The sequence below is a fragment of the Halobacillus sp. ABR2_026 genome (assembly GCF_056158545.1).
In genome coordinates, this window is the sequence record NZ_JBSWTM010000001.1 from 2,995,436 (window position 1) to 3,014,711 (window position 19,276).

19 protein-coding genes, 1 tRNA gene and 2 pseudogenes are annotated in these 19,276 nt (G+C 44.7%); 1 reads left to right on the top strand and 21 read right to left on the bottom strand.

Going from position 1 to position 19,276, the window contains the following annotated elements; translation table 11 throughout:
- Positions 1-4: 4 nt before the first annotated feature.
- The 6 genes and pseudogenes from ACXADE_RS15560 to ACXADE_RS15585 all read right to left on the bottom strand — a co-directional run bounded on the left by ACXADE_RS15560 (position 5) and on the right by ACXADE_RS15585 (position 4,797).
- Positions 5-1,186, bottom strand: a complete 1,182-nt coding sequence (locus ACXADE_RS15560) for a phosphoglycerate kinase (protein ID WP_474981346.1) — start codon at positions 1,184-1,186, stop codon at positions 5-7.
- 179 nt (positions 1,187-1,365) lie between these two features.
- A pseudogene (gap, locus tag ACXADE_RS15565) lies at positions 1,366-2,372 on the bottom strand (type I glyceraldehyde-3-phosphate dehydrogenase).
- Between the two features lie 38 nt (positions 2,373-2,410).
- Positions 2,411-3,439 carry a sugar-binding transcriptional regulator gene (locus ACXADE_RS15570; RefSeq protein WP_474981347.1) on the bottom strand — a complete coding sequence of 343 codons (1,029 nt, stop codon included), beginning with the start codon at positions 3,437-3,439 and terminating at the stop codon, positions 2,411-2,413.
- 151 nt (positions 3,440-3,590) lie between these two features.
- A complete protein-coding gene (locus ACXADE_RS15575; protein ID WP_474981348.1) occupies positions 3,591-3,812 on the bottom strand; it encodes a glutaredoxin family protein in 222 nt (73 codons plus the stop codon).
- 425 nt (positions 3,813-4,237) lie between these two features.
- Positions 4,238-4,462, bottom strand: coding sequence for a hypothetical protein (locus ACXADE_RS15580; RefSeq protein WP_474981349.1), 225 nt, complete (start codon positions 4,460-4,462; stop codon positions 4,238-4,240).
- 259 nt (positions 4,463-4,721) lie between these two features.
- A tRNA-Arg gene (locus tag ACXADE_RS15585) sits at positions 4,722-4,797 on the bottom strand.
- Positions 4,798-5,476: 679 nt separating this feature from the next.
- Here ACXADE_RS15585 and clpP point away from each other — a divergent pair.
- Positions 5,477-6,064 (top strand): ATP-dependent Clp endopeptidase proteolytic subunit ClpP, encoded by a 588-nt coding sequence (gene clpP, locus ACXADE_RS15590; RefSeq protein WP_474981350.1) that lies wholly within the window; start codon positions 5,477-5,479, stop codon positions 6,062-6,064.
- 99 nt (positions 6,065-6,163) lie between these two features.
- Here clpP and ACXADE_RS15595 read toward each other — a convergent pair whose 3' ends face one another.
- The 15 genes and pseudogenes from ACXADE_RS15595 to ACXADE_RS15665 all read right to left on the bottom strand — a co-directional run bounded on the left by ACXADE_RS15595 (position 6,164) and on the right by ACXADE_RS15665 (position 18,877).
- Positions 6,164-6,418, bottom strand: a complete 255-nt coding sequence (locus ACXADE_RS15595; protein ID WP_474981351.1) for an HPr family phosphocarrier protein — start codon at positions 6,416-6,418, stop codon at positions 6,164-6,166.
- 137 nt (positions 6,419-6,555) lie between these two features.
- Entirely contained in the window at positions 6,556-7,512 is a 957-nt protein-coding gene (gene whiA, locus ACXADE_RS15600; RefSeq protein ID WP_474981352.1) for a DNA-binding protein WhiA, read from the bottom strand.
- A gap of 33 nt (positions 7,513-7,545) precedes the next feature.
- Entirely contained in the window at positions 7,546-8,499 is a 954-nt protein-coding gene (locus tag ACXADE_RS15605; protein WP_474981353.1) for a gluconeogenesis factor YvcK family protein, read from the bottom strand.
- A 3-nt stretch (positions 8,500-8,502) separates the two neighbouring features.
- Positions 8,503-9,387, bottom strand: coding sequence for an RNase adapter RapZ (rapZ, locus tag ACXADE_RS15610; protein WP_474981354.1), 885 nt, complete (start codon positions 9,385-9,387; stop codon positions 8,503-8,505).
- A gap of 16 nt (positions 9,388-9,403) precedes the next feature.
- Complete coding sequence (locus ACXADE_RS15615) at positions 9,404-9,871, bottom strand: NUDIX domain-containing protein (protein WP_474981355.1); 468 nt, start codon at positions 9,869-9,871, stop codon at positions 9,404-9,406.
- Between the two features lie 534 nt (positions 9,872-10,405).
- Positions 10,406-11,226, bottom strand: a pseudogene (locus tag ACXADE_RS15620) (FAD-dependent oxidoreductase); the annotation flags it as partial.
- 116 nt (positions 11,227-11,342) lie between these two features.
- On the bottom strand, positions 11,343-12,359 hold the full coding sequence (locus tag ACXADE_RS15625; RefSeq protein WP_474981356.1) for a tetratricopeptide repeat protein: 1,017 nt from the start codon (positions 12,357-12,359) through the stop codon (positions 11,343-11,345).
- An 89-nt stretch (positions 12,360-12,448) separates the two neighbouring features.
- On the bottom strand, positions 12,449-13,072 hold the full coding sequence (gene hisIE / locus ACXADE_RS15630; RefSeq protein WP_474981357.1) for a bifunctional phosphoribosyl-AMP cyclohydrolase/phosphoribosyl-ATP diphosphatase HisIE: 624 nt from the start codon (positions 13,070-13,072) through the stop codon (positions 12,449-12,451).
- The gene (hisF, locus tag ACXADE_RS15635) at positions 13,069-13,827 is read right to left on the bottom strand and encodes an imidazole glycerol phosphate synthase subunit HisF (protein ID WP_474981358.1); all 759 of its coding nucleotides are present in this window, start codon (positions 13,825-13,827) and stop codon (positions 13,069-13,071) included. The genes hisIE and hisF overlap by 4 nt, the downstream gene beginning before the upstream one ends.
- The gene (gene hisA / locus ACXADE_RS15640) at positions 13,828-14,559 is read right to left on the bottom strand and encodes a 1-(5-phosphoribosyl)-5-[(5-phosphoribosylamino)methylideneamino]imidazole-4-carboxamide isomerase (protein WP_474981359.1); all 732 of its coding nucleotides are present in this window, start codon (positions 14,557-14,559) and stop codon (positions 13,828-13,830) included.
- A 12-nt stretch (positions 14,560-14,571) separates the two neighbouring features.
- Complete coding sequence (gene hisH, locus ACXADE_RS15645; RefSeq protein ID WP_474981360.1) at positions 14,572-15,201, bottom strand: imidazole glycerol phosphate synthase subunit HisH; 630 nt, start codon at positions 15,199-15,201, stop codon at positions 14,572-14,574.
- Positions 15,201-15,794: an imidazoleglycerol-phosphate dehydratase HisB gene (gene hisB, locus ACXADE_RS15650; RefSeq protein WP_474981361.1), complete on the bottom strand. Its 594-nt coding sequence runs from the start codon at positions 15,792-15,794 to the stop codon at positions 15,201-15,203. Before hisB ends, hisH begins: the two co-directional genes overlap by 1 nt.
- Positions 15,791-17,065: a histidinol dehydrogenase gene (gene hisD / locus ACXADE_RS15655; RefSeq protein ID WP_474981362.1), complete on the bottom strand. Its 1,275-nt coding sequence runs from the start codon at positions 17,063-17,065 to the stop codon at positions 15,791-15,793. The genes hisB and hisD overlap by 4 nt, the downstream gene beginning before the upstream one ends.
- On the bottom strand, positions 17,065-17,700 hold the full coding sequence (gene hisG / locus ACXADE_RS15660) for an ATP phosphoribosyltransferase (protein WP_474981363.1): 636 nt from the start codon (positions 17,698-17,700) through the stop codon (positions 17,065-17,067). Before hisG ends, hisD begins: the two co-directional genes overlap by 1 nt.
- On the bottom strand, positions 17,693-18,877 hold the full coding sequence (locus tag ACXADE_RS15665) for an ATP phosphoribosyltransferase regulatory subunit (RefSeq protein WP_474981364.1): 1,185 nt from the start codon (positions 18,875-18,877) through the stop codon (positions 17,693-17,695). The genes hisG and ACXADE_RS15665 overlap by 8 nt, the downstream gene beginning before the upstream one ends.
- Between the last annotated feature and the right edge of the window lie 399 nt (positions 18,878-19,276).

Here is a 19,276-nt window from a genome sequence, read left to right on the forward strand (position 1 = left end):
CTTTTTATTTATCGTTCAACAAAGATACACCAGGAAGATCTTTACCTTCCATGAATTCCAAGGATGCCCCGCCACCAGTGGAAACGTGGTCCATATCATTCGCGTATCCGAATTTTTCAACGGCTGCTGCAGAGTCTCCTCCACCGATGACCGTATAACCATCTGTTTCAGAAAGAGCATTCGCTACAGCTTTTGTACCGTTAGCAAAAGATTCGATTTCAAAGACGCCCATAGGTCCGTTCCAGATGACCAATTTAGAATCTTTAATGACTTTTGCATATTTTTCTCTTGTTTTCGGACCGATATCCAGCGCTTCCCAGTCGGCTGGGATGCTGTCGATTCCTACTTCTTCCTTATTAGCAGAATCAGAGAAATCATCAGCAACAACGACATCTTCTGGCATAAGGAAATTGACGCCTTTTTCTTCTGCTTTTTTCATATATTCTTTAGCTAAATCGATTTTATCTTCTTCTAGCAGCGATTTACCGATTTCATGACCTAGTGCTTTTACGAATGTGTAAGCAAGACCTCCACCGATGATCAAGTTATCAACTTTATCGATCAAGTTGTCGATGACACCGATTTTATCTTTTACTTTCGCACCACCAATGATGGCTGTGAATGGACGTTCTGGGTTAGATAGGGCCTTACCTAGAACATTGATTTCTTTTTCCATCAGGAAACCTGCAACAGCCGGAATATGCTCGGCAATACCTGCTGTAGAAGCGTGCGCACGGTGTGCCGCTCCAAATGCGTCGTTAACATAGAGGTCAGCCATATCTGCAAAAGCTTTGGCTAATTCCGCATCATTCTTTTCTTCACCTGGGTGGAAGCGCACATTTTCAATAAGAAGGACATCGCCGTTTTCCATTTCGGAAATGGCTTTATTCACTTCATCGCCGTACACTTCATCCGTCTTGGTAACCGTCTGTCCAAGAACATCGCTCAGACGGTTCGCCACAGGGTCAAGGCGAAGTTCTTCGACAACTTCCCCTTTCGGGCGGCCAAGGTGACTGGCAAGAATGACTTTTGCACCATTTCCAGTCAGGTGCTTGATTGTAGGGAGAGCCGCTCTGATTCGTGTGTCATCAGTGACTTCACCCTCACTCATCGGAACGTTGAAGTCAACACGGCAGAAGACCGTTTTTCCTTGTACTTCAACATCGCGGATTGTTTTCTTGTTCATAGAATGACAACCTCCTTGGTTTGTGGTCAGGTTCAACGCCTGCCCATATGTACGTTTCCACAGTTTCATTATGCAGAAACGCCGATAAGCAGGAACGGAAAAAACATGGATAAAGGAGGAGGACCTGAGACCTCCTCCTTTCCAGCTTTTTCATAGTATTTTCTACTAAGACTCAGATATTACAAGCCTTGGTTTTTAAGATATACAGCCAAGTCTACACAACGGTTGGAGTAACCAGTTTCGTTGTCATACCAAGAAACGATTTTAACCATGTTGTTTTCAAGAATAAGTGTAGAAAGACCATCGATTACAGAAGAGTGTGTGTTTCCATTGTAGTCTGTAGAAACAAGTGGCTCGTCACTGTAGCCAAGGATTCCTTTAAGGTTGCCTTCAGCTTCTGCACGAAGAGCTTCGTTCACTTCTTCAGCAGTTACATCTTTATCAAGCTCAGCTACCAAGTCTACGATAGAAACGTTAGACGTTGGTACACGCATAGCCATACCGCTAAGCTTACCATCAAGGTGTGGAAGAACTTTTGCCACGGCTTGTGCAGCACCTGTAGTTGTTGGGATGATGTTTTCTGCAGCAGCACGAGCACGACGATAATCTTTGTGTGGAAGGTCAAGGATTGCTGGTCGTTCGTGTAAGAGTGAACAGTTGTCATCATACCGCGCTTAAGACCGAACTTCTCATCAAGAACTTTAGCGTATGGAGCTAGGCAGTTCGTTGTGCAGGAAGCGTTAGAAATAACGTGGTGAGAATCTTTGTCGTACTGGTCTTCGTTAACACCCATAACGACTGTAAGATCTTCTTGCTTAGCTGGAGCAGAAATAACGACTTTCTTAGCACCTGCATCCAAGTGTTTCTTCGCATCGTCACGCTGAGTGAAGCGACCTGTAGATTCAATTACGATATCTACACCAAAATCTCCCCAACCAAGTTGAGCTGGATCTTTTTCAGAAAGTACTTTGATTTCCTTACCACCAACGATTAGGTTGTCACCATTCGTTGTTACTTCTTGCTCAAGTTTACCATGTACAGTATCGTATTGAAGCAAGTGTGCAAGCATGTTCGCATCTGTCAAGTCGTTTACCGCTACTACCTCAACTTCATTGTTGTTCAATGCAGCACGGAAAACGTTACGTCCAATACGTCCAAATCCGTTAATACCAATTCTTACTGTCATGCAAAATTCCTCCTTAGGATGATTGAAATCATATTTATTTAAAGGGATAAATCCCTTATTAACTCTTGGGCTGCGCCTTCATCAGTGATGAGGACATTACTCTGACCCGGCTGGAAATAAGATGAGATGGCCTGAGCTTTTGAACGGCCTCCAGCGACAGCAATCACATGATTCGCACGCTTCAAATCTTCTAATTGCAATCCGACAGTGCGAACCTTGTGAACGATCTCACCATTCACATTGAAATAGTAACCAAAAGCTTCACCAACAGCATGATGTTCTTTGATCAGTTCCAATTGCTCGGGAGAGGTTTTTCTACGTTCTGCCATCGTGAGTGCGTCTCCAACACCGTGGATGACGATTTCAGCGTTACGGATGATGTCCAACACTTCTTTGATCGAAGGTTCTTCTTTTATCGTCTGATAGGATTCCTCACTCAAAGGATCGGGTACATATAACAGACGATAGTCACCTCTCGCTTTCTTCGCCATTTCAGCACAAATGGTGTTGGCCTGATTTTCAACTCTTTCACCAAGGCCCCCACGTGCTGGAACATATAAGCACTGGTCAGCTCCGGAAAGCGGCGTCATCACCTGTGCGACAGAAGCCATTGTAGTTCCACCCGTAATGGCAATGGCCTGGTCTGGTGACATATGTTCTTTCAAATATTGGACACATGCTTTTCCCATCTCTTGTTTTACCCAATTGAGCTCATCACTATCACCTGGAACAACAACGACATAGTCTAAATTTAATTTATCCTTTAATTGTTGTTCTAAAACCTTTATCCCCGAGACCTCTTTAATAAACTCTGACAGCTGCTCAAGTATGTTCTGCCCTTCATAACTCAAGTGCATCCCCCTTGAAGTGATTTCTACAGCTCCTTGTTTATTCAGAAAGTCCACTTCACTCCGGACTGTACGCTCAGCAAGTTCAACACTTTCTGCTAACGCTCTTCGTCCTACAGGCTGCATGATCTGAATGTGGTACAACAGCTGATAGCGCCGTTGAATAACCTCCAGAACATCCGGGAATAATTTTCTTTGTAAGTCGATGAACGCTCTCATGGAAAAAGCCCCTTTTTTGAAATGGTGCCTAGCGGGATGTAATGCGTCCCAGCTAGTCGTATTATGTCCCGCTCGGAGCAAAAAAATATCTTATTTCAATTTTATATTAACAGTGGGGGTGTCCAGGTGCAAGCGTAAAACTCAACGTTTTTCATTGTAAACGCTTCATCAGCTCCACGTAATCGATCTGTCGATAATCCAGCTCTTCTTCACCTATTTTCAACACCGGAACCTCCAGCATATACTTCTCAAGAAGCAAAGGGTCCTTTTCAATATCAACGACGTCAACCTGGGTGTCAAATAAGGTTAAAAGATTCTTCACTTCCTCACACAACCCGCAGTTTTCTTTGACATACAATAAAACCAGAGACATGCCATATCCTCCCTTACTCTACATCCATTTCTACCCCTAGTTTATCAAAGCCCCCGACCTTCATCCATTCTCACAAATTCCCCTTGGAAAAAGTTTGTTTTGCTTCATCGTTCAGAAGCGAAGGAAACCTCTCTAGTCACCAGGCGCCAGAATTGGATACCAAAGAGGAAGAGAGTGCTTGGTATGGCCCCAAAGGAAGAAGTTCGCAGAGACTTAAAGAGAGGAAGTTCGATTAAATCCTGTACTCATATCGCCCCCACTTCGTGTGAATTCCCGTGGCAAACGAGTGACTACCCGGAGTCCTTCCGCTCAACTAAAATTCGAAATAAACGATTCAACCATTGCTTCCTTATAAGGAAAGTTCCGTATCCAGTTAATAAATATCAACAGCAAACTTTATAAGAACCAGCAAAAAAAGACACGCTTCACGAGGCGTGTCCTTTCTTATCGTAAAAACCGTTATCGATTTTCATCTTACGTTTATTCAAAAAATCCGCTAACTCTTCGCCTACGTAATTCTCGGGTGTGCGTTTTAATGACTCGTAATTGAAGGATAACTTTTGCTGCTCCTGCATGTCGAACACATGAATCCGCCTGTCTTCAGAAACTTCCTCAGTCGACAACATTTTGTAACGGATTAAGTTTGTCATAAATACCCCTCTTCTAAATAAAGCGAAAAGTCTGACTTTATTTATTAAATCATAACATAGAAAAACCAGGAAAGAAACTACATCGAGATAATATACCCAAATAAACGTTCGTATAATTCTTGTGAGGTTTCTGTGTAATCTTTATTCAAATTACATAAGTGTAACTGTGGTCTTTGAGGGGGTATATGATATTAATATAATGATTTTTCTGTAAAAAAAAGGATCATCCTTACATAATAAGGATGATCCTTCCAATTAGCGCGCCCGAGAGGATTCGAACCCCCGACAGACGTAGAACCGGAATCTACCGCTCTATCCAACTGAGCTACGGGCGCAAAAGCGACATGCAAATTATATTATAAGGATAATACTCCAAAAACACAACCCATTTTTTCAATCTTCAAGAAAACTTTGCCTTTGTTCACCCTTGAGTTCCGAAAAAACAGGCGCACCTCCAGGGGGTAGACAAAGATTCGCTTGCCACAGGACGTCCTCCTTCTAAAATTCTTTGGGCCTCGCCTGGCGCACACCCCTTTGAAGTTTCACCTTTCCTCTTTATACCGTTCTCACTTTCTCATAACGAACATTGTACGATCGATGCTCAGATTATGGCTAATCGTTTAAATGGGAGAGTTCAAAAACTCTATCCTTAAGAGGGGGAGACATGTGGAGTCTGCGAATGAAACAAACAAAGATCATGTCAGAGGATGATCAAGAGGGGGAGCTCGATAATGATTCTTCAACTGATCTCTACCTCTACTTTCCTTCTACTGTTTCATACGATAATTCTAGTTCAGGACGTTTATATGGGCAATTTTAGGGTATGATGGTAGGAGGAATCGGAACACTTCACATAGAACGAAAAAGTAGAGCCTTTTTTCATACTTAGATATTAAAACACCCCTGCTGAAATACAGGAAAAAGGTCGATTGTTTTTGTTTGACCTTTATTGACCTTAAAGGTATGATGAATGTATTCCATCATTATTAATTTGATGTTAAGGAGGAATTTCAAATGAATTTAGTCCCTACAGTCATTGAACAAACAAACCGCGGAGAACGTGCGTATGATATTTACTCCCGCTTACTTAAAGACCGTATCATCATGCTTGGAAGCCCGATCGATGATAACATTTCAAACTCTGTCGTCGCTCAATTGCTTTTCCTTGCAGCAGACGATCCGGAAAAGGATATTTCCCTATACATCAACTCTCCAGGTGGATCGATCACAGCCGGCATGGCAATCTATGATACGATGCAGTTCATCAAGCCGAACGTATCCACCATCTGTACAGGTATGGCGGCTTCTATGGGAGCTTTCCTACTGAACGCCGGAGAACCAGGAAAACGTTATGCACTACCGAACAGTGAAGTCATGATTCACCAGCCCCTTGGTGGTACACAGGGTCAGGCATCGGATATTGAAATTCATGCCAAACGCATCATCAAAATGCGTGAGAAGCTCAATAAAATCCTTGCAGAGCGCACAGGACAGCCGATGGAAGTCATCGAGCGTGACACGGACCGCGACAACTTCATGTCCGCACACGAAGCTGTTGAATATGGTTTGATTGATAAGGTTATGGAGAAAAACGAGAAATAAGTAAACGTAAAAAACCGCTGTGGGTCCACAGCGGTTTTTTTGATGGGCATGAGAACGTTCCCTCATATGAGAACGTTCATTTTTTCACATACTTGAATATTAATCATTGGTGACGAAATCAGTAAGTACCTGTACCGCCTGTTCCTCATCCGAACCATCAGCAATCAATTTAATTTCCTCATCTGTGCCTACGGCCAGACTCATTAAACCCATGATGCTTTTCGCATTGACTCTCTTTTCACCTTTCTCTATGAAAACGTCAGCGGTAAATTTATTAGCTTCCTGTACGAATTGTGCAGCGGGTCTTGCCTGCAAGCCCGTTTCCAGTTCAATTTTTACCATTCGTTCAATCACGTATCATTCCCCTCTCTTCCTATATTTTGAAATTCTCATATTTTGTAAGCGGATTCAACTCTAAGGAAAAAGAACGCTCTCTTAAAGAAAGCGTTTATAATTGTATTTCATTATAGCATGAATCTGGACAAGAAACATTAATTTCTTGTGTTTTCTGTTACTTCACCTTTTCTTACTTTTTCAGCAAATTCATCGATTTTACGCAGGCGGTGATTGATTCCTGATTTACTGATCGAACCCCCGGATACGTATTCCCCGAGCTCTTTCAAGGAAATTTCCTGGTGTTGAAGTCTTAGAGAAGCAATTTCCTGAAGTTTATCAGGCAACGCTTCCAAACCAACCGTCCGTTTAATGAATTTGATGTTTTCAACTTGACGAAAAGCGGCTCCGATCGTTTTGTTCAAGTTCGCTGTTTCACAATTCACAAGCCGGTTGACAGAGTTTCTCATGTCTCTGACTATCCTTACATCTTCAAATTTGAATAGCGCCTGGTGCGCCCCGATGTTGCTAATGAGTTCCGTGATTTTATCTGCTTCTTTCAAATAAGTGATGTATCCTTTTTTACGACTTAGTGTTCGTGCATGCAAACCGAAACTGTTCATAAGCTTACACAACGCCTCGTTGTGTTCCTCATCGGAAGAATGAATTTCCAGATGATACGAAGAGGTTTCCGGATTGTTCACAGAACCGCCCGCCAGAAATGCCCCGCGCAAATACGCTCTTTTACAGCAGGTTTCTTGCATATATTTTTTTGGAATATCTGGATTGATGGAAAGCGGCCCATTCATGATCTCCAAATCTTCCAGCACCACATTCGCTTTTTCTGTCATCCTTACTATATAAACATTATTCTTCTTGAGCCTCATTTTCTTACGGACAAGAAGTTCTACTGGGTAGGGATAAAGCTTTTTGATTAACGTGTAGATCCTCCTGGCGATTGCTGCGTTTTCTGTCTGAATATCAAGGATATATTCCCGGTTGGAAAGGGAAAACGTTCCATTCATACGCACAAGAGCAGCTAATTCAGATTCCAAGCAGCACGTGTCCGCTTCTACATTCGTTAATTCTTTTTTGATTTCTGATGCAAATGACATGATGTACACCCCCTTCTACCCACCATACAAAGCCTACAGCATAGAATGCAGCAGTTTCGCTAATTTTTCTGTGTCATGCCGCAACATAGGCTTACTATGGTCGATGATGTCTTCTTCTATAACTTTCAATCCCATGGATTTAATTCTCTCAATATCATACACGACTGGTTCTGCATTTTCTTCTGCATAAGCAGCTCTAACACCTTGATCAATCGGTCGGTTATGCACAATCACTGACTGTAACACGCCTGACCCGATATGATCAAATAATGCCTGAATATGATCACCAGCCGTGTAACCGGAGGTTTCTCCCTCCTGCGTCATGACATTACAAATATACGTAACCTGCGCTTTTGTATCTCTTAAAGCTTGTCCAATTTCAGGAATGATGATGTTCGGCAGAATGCTTGTATAAAGACTCCCTGGTGATATCACGACCATATCAGCGGATTTGATGGCTTCCACCGCCTCAGGAAGAGGTTGAATCGGGAGAGGGCTCACGTATACTCTCTTAATTTTTTTCTTTTGTTCAGGGATTTTGGATTCGCCTGTAACCACGGTCCCGTCTTCCATCTCCGCATGAAGGTTCATGGAATGGTTGGCAATGGGATAAATATGCCCCCGGACGTTAAGGACTCTTGAAATTTCTTTGATTCCTTTGTAAAAATCCCCTGTCATCGAGGCCATGGCTGCAAGCAATAGGTTCCCCATCGAATGACCGGACAACCCATTTCCAGAAGCAAACCGGTGCTGAAAAAGATCTAACAACATAGGTTCAGCATCCGAAAGGGCGGCGACAACATTCCTAATATCGCCCGGGGCCGGAATCGCCATCTCATCCCGTAAGCGGCCGGAACTCCCACCATCATCGGCAACTGTAACGATTGCCGAGAGGTCGATCGGTAAATTTTTTAACCCGCGCAACAGCACAGGCATTCCGGTACCGCCACCTACGACGACGACACGCGGCTTCGTCTTTTGGTCCATCCGTTACAATCCCTTTCTTTTATCAATATCTCTGTGTGTGACATGAGTCACAAAATCCGTTGCGAAGTACTCGGATAAATGTTCAGCAAGCGCAACAGATCGGTGCTGACCGCCTGTACAACCGACAGCTACGACGAGCTGGCTTTTCCCTTCCCGTTTGTACTGAGGAAGCATAAAGTGAAGCAGATCTTTCAATTTTTCAAGGAACTTCTGCGTATCCGTCCATTTGAAGACATATGAAGAAACCTCTGTATTCAAGCCTGTCAAAGGACGCATATGCTCGACATAATGTGGGTTCGGCAGGAAGCGGACATCAAACATCAAGTCTGCATCGATCGGAACCCCATATTTGAATCCGAACGACACCATCTGCACAGAAAAAACCTGCTGTTCTTTCTGACGATACGTTTCAATGATACGTTCCCGGAGTTCTTTCGGTTTTAAGGATGTCGTATCGATAATCGTCTGCGAACGGCCCCTTAGTTCATCGAGCATTTTTCTCTCTCTGCGGATGCCTTCCAGGGGCAGACCCTCTTTAGCAAGTGGATGAGACCTGCGGGTTTCTTTATATCTGGAAACGAGCGCCTGATCCTCGGCATCGAGGAATAGGATATGCTCCTGCATCCACTCCTCTTTCCCAAGACGATCGAGGGAATCGAAGAGCGCATCAAAGAATTCTCTTCCGCGCAGATCCATGACGAGCGCTACATTTTGAATGTTATTGCTGGAATCTTTCATCAGTTCTAAGAATTTTGGAAGCAGAGCTGGCGGTAAGTTATCGACACAAAAAAAACCGAGATCTTCAAAGCTTTGAACAGCTACGGTTTTTCCTGCCCCTGACATTCCTGTGATGATTACTAACTGCGTATCGTTGGCATTTACTATCATCTTTCATCGCTCCCCATTAGTCAGGTCGAGACGGATCCAGGTCTTGATCAATCAAACGGAAATCCGTCGTATATACAAATGTTCCATACACTTGCTCGTCACTACTTAAGATATGCTCGAATATTCTCCGATCTCCCTCTGCCATCGGCTTTTGAAGAACTTCTGAAACCGGAACCCATTCCAGTTCCCCTTCTTCACTTTCATCAAGCAAGTCACCTGAATAGCTCGTACTGTAAAACGTGAACATCATCCATTCGTGGGAGGTTTTTCCTTCTTCCCGCATGACGAATGTGAAAGAACCGCGCAACTCTGGATTTTCAATGAATAGGCCGGTTTCTTCCTGGAATTCCCTGACGACGGAATCTTTTATGTTTTCTCCGGCTTCCATCTTACCTCCGGGTGCTACATACCAGCCTCTGCGTGGTTTTTTCAACATTAATACGGAGTCGTTAACTTTTAAAATACAATTGGCTACACGCTGCATCGTTATGGTCACCTCATTTTCTTTCTAGAGGGCATCTCCACCCATTATACAATGAATATACAGGTTGCTACAATATTATGTTCCACAGCCTTGATTGAAAACGATTTCCTGAAATTTATTTGGATGATTTACAGATCGGTCGTTTTGAGTAAACGGATGATGGTTGGGAAAGCACATGGTTCCCCGTCACCCCGCTCTTCTTCTCATACCTCTAGAAAATATCTCTTTACACCGTTGCCTATTCCAACCCCCATTTTTAACAGCTAAAAAACAAAAAAAAGCACAGATGACGAGCACCTGTGCTTCATAGAGATTAATCTATTAAAAGGGGGTCAATTAATCATCACCATCGTATCAAGAAAATGTTTCACAGGTGTTACACCTGAGTTAAGATGGTGTTTCTTTTTAATTGACGACTTTTAATTCCTCCAGAAGGTTTTCGATATAGTGCTGGGCTGATTGTGCAGCGATACTTCCGTCACCAGTCGCCGTCACAATTTGACGCAATTCTTTTTCACGGATATCTCCCGCAGCGAACACGCCAGGCACTTTCGTTTCCATGTTTTCATCGGTTTCGATATATCCCTGTTCATTCGTGATGCCAAGGGTTTCGAACGGCTGGGATAATGGAATCATCCCAATATAGATAAAGGTACCATCCGTATCAAACTCATACTCTTCATCCGTTTTTTTGTTGTGAAGCGAAACGCTTCCCACTTTTCCATCTTTGTCATTGATGGATTTGACAACTGTATCCCAAATAAAGTCGATCTTATCGTTATCGAAAGCACGATCCTGCAAAATCTTCTGCGCACGTAGTTCGTCACGACGGTGAACGATCGTCACTTTGCTGGCAAAGCGTGTAAGATAAACGCCTTCTTCAACAGCGGAGTCCCCTCCGCCAACGACTACAAGTTCTTTATCACGGAAGAATGCACCGTCACATACGGCACAGTAAGATACACCGCGGCCACCGAGTTCTTTCTCTCCGGGCACACCAAGTTCTTTATATTGAGCACCTGTCGTTACAATCACCGCACGTGCTTTATATTCTTTATTTCCAGCTTTTACTGTTTTATATTCTTTACCCTCTACGACTTCTTTGATATCTCCGTACGCGTATTCTGCACCAAATTTTTTCGCATGGTCAAACATTTTATTGGATAAGTCCGGTCCGAGATGCTATCGAATCCCGGATAGTTTTCCACATCTTCAGTGTTCGCCATTTGACCGCCTGGAATTCCACGCTCGATCATAAGCGTATCCAGGTTGGCACGGGAAGTATAAACAGCTGCTGTCATGCCAGCAGGACCTGCACCAGCGATAATAACATCATAAATGCGTTCTTCACTCATCAATCTTCACTCCTTATGACCTAAATAATCTTAGGTGTCTTTCCTGTACATATCATAGTAAATCATACGAAAACCGTCCATTAATGTGCTTATAGAGCTAAGAAATGCATCTTTACCTATTCCTGTTCCCAGGGACCGCCCTCTTCACCCATCTTCGGGAATTGTTTACATCCTTCTTCCCATAGCTGAAGAGCTTTCGAAGGATTTCCAGTATGATATGCAGAAATGCTGTACCATTTATAATAGACCCTGCGACGGGTCACTTGCTTATCACGAAGCCCCTTGAAACGTTCGACCGCTTCCAGGTAGTAACCGGCTCGGGCCAGGATTTCAGCTACCGCTAGTTTCTGCTGTTCATGCATAGGAAATACATTGCGCAGACGTTCGATATGAAAATCTGCTTCAGAAGAGCGTCCCTCTTTCAAGTAAAAAGTAGCCAAGTTCACATCACAATGGATGTTCCCTGGTTCCTCGTTGAGGTTTTCACGTTCAAACTGGATAGCTTCCTGCCGATTCCCGTTCATAAACAGAGCATATGCATAGCGGTGATTGGCCATTTTGAATTCTGGAAAAAGCTCCATCATTTCATCAAGGACACTTAACGCCTGCTCCCATTCTTCATGTTCTAAATGATAAAAAGCTGTTTCCTGATAAATGATCAGTTCATCTTCATCTTCAAAAGCCCATTCATCATCCTCATCCTCTTCTTCTAATGAATCAAGCATGTCCCTCAGCTGTTGGGCCGCTTCCTCAAACTCCCCGTCCCCAGGCTGTTCAAGATACGTTTCCACATATTTTTTTGCATCATTAAGAAGACCGAGGTGCGCGTAATTGTTCGCCATCAGATAATAACAGTCGACATATTCTCTTCCATGCTCTGCTAAAACCTCGGTGAGTACCTGGTTTGCCGCATGATAAGAGCCAACTTCCGTATACACGACCGAAAGTTGGCATGGATATAATGGTTCATCGGGAGAAGCTTCAATCGCCTTTTTCAGCCACTTGACAGCAGCACTGAACCGACGCTTCTGGAAAGCCTGTATCCCATGTGAAAAATAAAATGAGCCTGTAGGTACAAATGGGATAATGTTCGTATCCTGTTGTGCTGTAGTTCCTTTAACTGTAGTCGTCATGACTGTCCCCCTATTTCCGTTTCAAATCTCACTAATTATGCAGTATAACATAAATGACACATGAGAAATAGGAGAAAAATGTAATTCATTCAGGAATGACGTTTCTCGAGAACAGCCAGTATATCATCCAGTGGGACATGACGGTCTGCAAGAATCAGCAGCAGGTGGAAAAGGAGATCCGCGGACTCAAGGGCAATTTCATCTGGATCATCATTTTTAGCAGCAATGATGACTTCACCAGCTTCTTCTCCAATTTTTTTAGCAATGCGATCGACACCCTCCTGAAACAGTGTCGACGTATAGGAGCCTTCTGGTAGAGTGGCTTTCCTTTCCGCTAAAATCGTTTGCAGTTCATCCAAAATTTGATAGCGATGATCTTTTAAACGATCATCCGTCTGAGTCAGTTCTTCGGAAAAACAACTATACTCTCCTTTATGGCAGGCGGGCCCGGCTGGAGTGACCTGGACGAGAAGAGCATCCTGATCACAGTCGTAATGGATACTTTTCACTTTCTGCGTGTTCCCTGAGGTCTCTCCCTTGTGCCACAGCTCTTGCCGAGAACGGCTGTAGAAAACCGTCTCCCCTGTTTCCAACGTTTTCTTCAAAGACTCTTCATTCATGTAAGCCAGAGTAAGCACGGCTTTTGATCCTGCATCCTGCACGATCGCTGGAACGAGTCCATGTTCATCGAATTTGATTTCCTCTATATTCATCGGACAGGCACTCCTTTTTCCTTCAAATACGCTTTAACGTTTTGTACAGATGTTTCTTTATAGTGGAAGATAGAAGCAGCAAGCGCAGCATCTGCCTCTACTTCCGTGAAGACATCATAAAAGTGCTCGCTTGAACCCGCACCACCTGAAGCGATGACAGGGACATTCACAACCTGCTGTACTGCATCCAGTAACGGGAGGTCAAAACCTGACTTTTCTCCATCTTTGTTCATGGATGTCAGCAGAATCTCCCCTGCTCCAAGTTTGACGGCTTCTTTCGCCCAGTCAGTGACAAGCCATTCCGTAGCCGTTCGTCCACCGTGCGTGTAAACCCGCCAGTTTTTTACGGACGGATCATACTTAGCATCAATCGCCACCACCATACACTGGCTACCGAAGTATGCGGCACCTTCTGTGATCAATGACGGATTTTTCACGGCAGATGAGTTCAGGGAAACTTTATCAGCTCCATTTCTCAACGTCTCCTTAATGTCTTCGAGTGTCCGGATCCCGCCCCCCACTGTAAATGGGATGGCAAGTTCTGAGGCCACGGAACGAACAACATCAATCATGGTTTTCTTCCCTTCATGACTGGCTGATATATCCAAAAATACCAGCTCATCCGCCCCTTGTTCATCATAAACCTTTGCGAGTTCAACGGGATCACCGGCATCACGTATGTCGACGAACTGAATGCCTTTGACTACACGTCCTTCTTTGACATCCAGACAAGGAATAATTCGTTTGGAAAGCAATCAATCCACCTCCACAGCAAGCGCTTCTTTTAATGTGAACTGGTCGGTGTAAAGAGCTTTACCAACAATGGAGCCTATCACGTTCCGGTCTTTGTATTCTTTCAGCTCTTTCAAATCATCCAAACCTTTGATACCGCCTGAAGCAATCACATCGACACCCGTTTCTTCTGCTAAACGAACAATCTCTTTCGTATTCGGTCCGGAAAGCATCCCATCTTTAGCAATATCAGTGTAAATAAACGTTTTCGCACCGGAACGAGCAAGATCTATGCCTAAATCGACCGCCTTAACTTCTGACTGTTCCAGCCAACCGGCCGTCGATACATATCCATCTCTTGCATCCAGTCCAATCGCAATGCGCCCCCCATACGTTGCTAAAAGCTGCTTCGTCGCTTCCACGTCACGGACAGCTAGGGAACCGATAATCACACGATCTACCCCTTGATCCAAATAAAAGCGGACATCTTCTTCTGAACGGATGCCACCACCGATCTGTACACGACAATCCAGTTCCTTAGCCACTCTCAATACGTGTTCCGCATTTTGCTTGGAACCTTGCTTTGCTCCATCAAGGTCGACCATATGAATCCATGAAGCACCAGCTTCTGCGAACTCTTTCGCCACTTCAAAAGGGTTTTCCCCATAAACGGTTTCTTTATCAAAATCTCCTTGCTCAAGACGTACACATTTTCCGGCACGCATATCAATCGCAGGATAAATCGTAAAACTCATCGTTAAAACTCCTCACTGTTTGCACATTACTTTACAGAAATTCTCTAATAATTGCATACCTGCGGTCCCGCTCTTCTCCGGGTGGAACTGGCTGGCTACCAGATTCTCTCTTCCAATAACCGCTGGTACTTCCATGTGATAATCTGATGTTGCATATAATATAGAAGGATCATTTGCCTTCACAACGTAAGAGTGAACAAAGTAAACGTGGTCTTCGCCTACATCTTTCATCAGAGGTTTTTCGGGTTGGTGAAGCTGCAGCTGGTTCCAGCCCATATGCGGCACTTTGTATGAACGTCCTTGTTCATCTAATCCAGGAAAACGGGAAATGGTACCTGGGAACAATCCCAGCCCTTCCGTAAATCCGCCTTCTTCACTGCTCTGAAATAAAAGCTGCATTCCAAGGCATATGCCATAGACAGGGACACCATCAGACACCTTATCTTTTATAAAATCAATGAATCCGTGTTCTTCGAGGGCTTTCATAGCATCAGGAAAAGCACCGACTCCTGGAAGAATGTAACCATCGCATCCGTCAAGCGCCTGCGGACGATCGCCTAATTTATAGTCCACGCCCAATCGTTCGAGCGCTTTTGAAACACTGAATAAATTCCCCATTCCATAATCAATGATGCCTATCATTATAAACTTCCTTTCGTACTCGGAACTCCTTTGACACGAGGGTCAATCGTCGTCGCTTCATCAAGGGCACGGGCGAAAGCTTTAAACATCGCCTCAATAATATGGTGTGTGTTATACCCGTGGTGGAGGACGATATGTAAGTTCATCCGGGCTTCAACAGCAAGTTTCCAGAAAAACTCATGGACATTTTCCGTGTCGAATGTTCCCACTCGATCTTTCGGCAGCTCCGCCCGCCACTCAAGGTGAGGACGGTCACTCAAATCCACAGCGACAGTAACGAGCGTCTCATCCATTGGAAGTGTCATAGACCCATAACGTTTCATGCCATATTTATCTCCTACAGCTTCTCTTAACGCCTGGCCGAGACAGATTCCGATATCTTCCGTTAAATGATGATCATCAACCTCTACGTCGCCGCGACCGACAACTTCTAAATCAAAAAGACCGTGCTTCGTAAACAGTTCCAACATATGAGAGAGAAAGGGGACCTGGACATCCAAGTCCGCTTTTCCCCCGCCATCAATATCCAACTGGAGTTGTATATCCGTTTCTCTCGTTTTCCGTTCAATTCTTGCCTTTCTCGTCTCTGTCATTTCCAACGCTCCTTCCGTTTTTCTACAGCACGCGCATGAGCTTCCAACCCTTCCAGCCGTGCGAACCGGGCGATTTTATCGGCATTGTTCTCAAGAGCCTGCCTGCTATATGAAATGACGCTTGATTTCTTCACAAAGTCATCTACACTCAAAGGACTTGAAAAACGGGCGGTCCCGTTTGTTGGAAGAACGTGGTTCGGCCCCGCGAAATAGTCTCCTACAGGCTCGCTGCTGTAGGGACCGAGGAAAATAGCTCCTGCGTGCTTGATCTTTCCAAGCTCCTGAAAGGGATCTTCCGTGACAATTTCCAAGTGTTCCGGAGCGATTTCGTTGATGGTCTGGACCGCCTCCTTCCACCCTTCCGTAATTACAATCATTCCATAGTCTTCCACACTCTTTCTTGCGATATCAGCACGCGGCAGAGATTCAATTTGAGTCTGCACTTCCTCCTTGACCGCTTCCGCAAGAAGCTCGCTTGTCGTTACGAGGATGCTCGAGGACCGTGCATCATGCTCGGCCTGGGAAAGAAGATCGGCAGCAATTTCCTCTGCCCGGGCGGTATCATCGGCAAGGATGGCAATTTCACTCGGTCCGGCGATCATATCAATATCGACATCGCCAAACACTTCTCTTTTGGCAAGGGCTACGAACACATTTCCCGGGCCGGTGATTTTATCGACGGAAGGGATCGTTTCTGTTCCATAGGCAAGTGCCGCCACAGCCTGGGCTCCACCTACCTTGTAAACGGCGTCAACACCTAGGATCCGTGCAGCAAGGAGGACCCCGGCAGGAACTTTCCCATCTCGCCCCGGGGGAGTCACCATTACGACACGGCCCACACCCGCCACTTGAGCAGGGATGACATTCATGAATACGGAGGATGGATAAGCAGCCGTTCCACCGGGTACGTATACTCCGGCCGCTTCAATTGGAGTGATTTTCTGTCCTAAGAGAGTTCCATCCTCCGAAGTGTCGAACCATGAGGCACTTTTTTGTTTTTCATGAAAGCGGCGGATGTTCTCTGCCGCCTCTTGCAAAATTCCCACGAACTCTCCATCCAAGGAGTCATAGGCTTCATCAAATTCTTCTTCTGTCACTTTGAAAGTGTCCAGGCTGACATGATCAAAACGTTCTGTAAATTGTTTGACAGCCTCATCCCCGCGGTTTTTCACCTCTATGAGAATCTCCTGGACCGCCCGTCGCTGTTCTTCTGTTCCCTGATCGACGGAACGCTTCATTGATGGTAAATCACTCTTCTTCATGATCTGCATCAGCGCACCCCTTCCATGACTTCCTGCAGGTTCCCTACCATTTCATCGATCTCACGGCTCTTCAGACGATAACTGACGGGGTTTACAATTAACCGTGACGTGATGTCTGTAATTTTTTCATACTCTACCAGACCATTTTCCTTTAACGTCCGACCGGTCGATACAATATCCACAATCCGGTCTGCCAACCCGATCAAAGGGGCGAGTTCAATTGATCCATTCAAAGGGATAATTTCAATCTGTTCTCCCTGCTCCCGGAAATAATCTGAGGCTACTTTCGGGTATTTGGTTGCGATCTTTGGGGCAATACGGCTCAAAGGCTGTTCAGGTAAGCCGGCCACCGCTACGTAACAAGGGCTGATCTTAAGATCAAGCACTTCGTACACGTCACGGTCCTGTTCGAGAAGGACATCCTTTCCTGCAATCCCCAGATCCGCTGCTCCATATTCAACATATGTTACCACATCCATCGGTTTCGCCATCATGACTCGGATGTTCTGCTCAGGAAATTCCAGAATCAACTTTCTTGATTCATCCATGTCCGCTTCAAGCTCATAGCCCGCCCGTTTCATAAGCTCAGCCGCCTCTTCGTATATACGGCCTTTAGGCATGGCGATAGTCAACGGCTTACTCATGACGATCACCTCCACCTTTCGTTAAATCGATTGTATCCGATAGCTCGGCTTTGAAAGCTTCCAGATCAGGGATTTGATCTACGTGCTGCAAAAGGACAGCAACACCACTTTCACGGAAACGCTTCGCTTCCTTCAATCCCTCTCCATAGTTGTCATCGTCCACAATGACTCCGATTCGTTCATCCTCTGATTCCTGTTCATTCAAAGCTTCGACGAGACGTTCCAGATGGATGGCAAAACCGGTGGCTGATGCACTGAGTTGAAACGATGGCAGCAGCGTATCATACCGTCCCCCATTGCAGAGGAGCGCTCCCAGGTTCGGAGCATAACCTTCGAATAAAATCCCTGTATAATAGTCCATGTGACTAATCAAATTCAAATCAAAATGAATATATTTCTCCACTTCATATTGTTGCAGCAGTCGATACAGTTGCTTTAATTCATTCACAGCCTGCATACAGGTTTGGTTACGCGCAAGGGAACGGCTGCTGTCGAAAATCTCTTCTCCCCCTTTTAAGGTAAGCAATTGGAGGAGGGCTTCCTTTTTCTCCATGGAAACCGTTAACTCTTTGACTGCTTCGCGATACCCAACATAGTTTTTACGATAAAGATAATTCAAGAGGTTTTCGATCGTCTCTTCATCATCGCCTAAAAGATCTGTGAAGAAAGCCTTGACATAACCGATATGACCAATGGTGATGACAAAGTCATCAAGCCCCGTCGCTTTTAAGGATTCGACGAGAAGCGCTATCCCTTCTGCATCTCCATAAGAAGAATGATCCCCGATCAATTCCGTTCCTACTTGTTCAAATTGAGCAGGTTTTCCACCTTCTGCTTGTTGAGCACGAAAGACCGGCCCTTCATAGGCAAGACGAAGTGGAAATTCCGCGTCTTTCAGCTGGGAGGCAGCAACCCTGGCGATCGGTGCTGTCAAATCCGGTCTCAACACGAGCGTATGCCCCTGCTGATCAAGAAGCTTGAACAACTGCTGATCAAGCGTCGCACTTACTTTTCCTACCGTCTCGTGATACTCCACAATCGGTGTATCCATAAATGAATACCCGAAGGATAAGATTTTATTGGATAATTGTTGGCGTGCTTTTGATTTCTGATTATAAAAAAAGGGAAGCGTATCTCGCATTCCCAGTGGTTTTTCAAACATCAGGCGTTTGACCAATGGAATTCATCCTTTCCTCAATCCTTTAACTTGCTAATATGCTAACATGATAAAGATAGACCGTCAATGAACAAACTTATTGGCTTTGTTCCCCTTCTTATCATAGCAGAAACCGGTTCATAAATACGGATGGAAGAAAGGGAGAACCTCATACGTGGAAATCTGAATGGAGAAAGATTTGGAGAAGGATGTCCGGAATCAAAAAGAAACGCACAAAAGTGTACGTCTCTCTTTATTCACACAGATCTGTTAAAGTTTAGTGTTGATATTACTGCAAATGAGGCACATCCAATTTCATGGAAGTGCCTCATTTTTATAGTTGGCTTATCCAACTAAAGCTCCCTTTTCTTAAAGACTCAGCTTCGAGATGTTTGTGCGGTAGTTCGGGGCTGCGGGGGG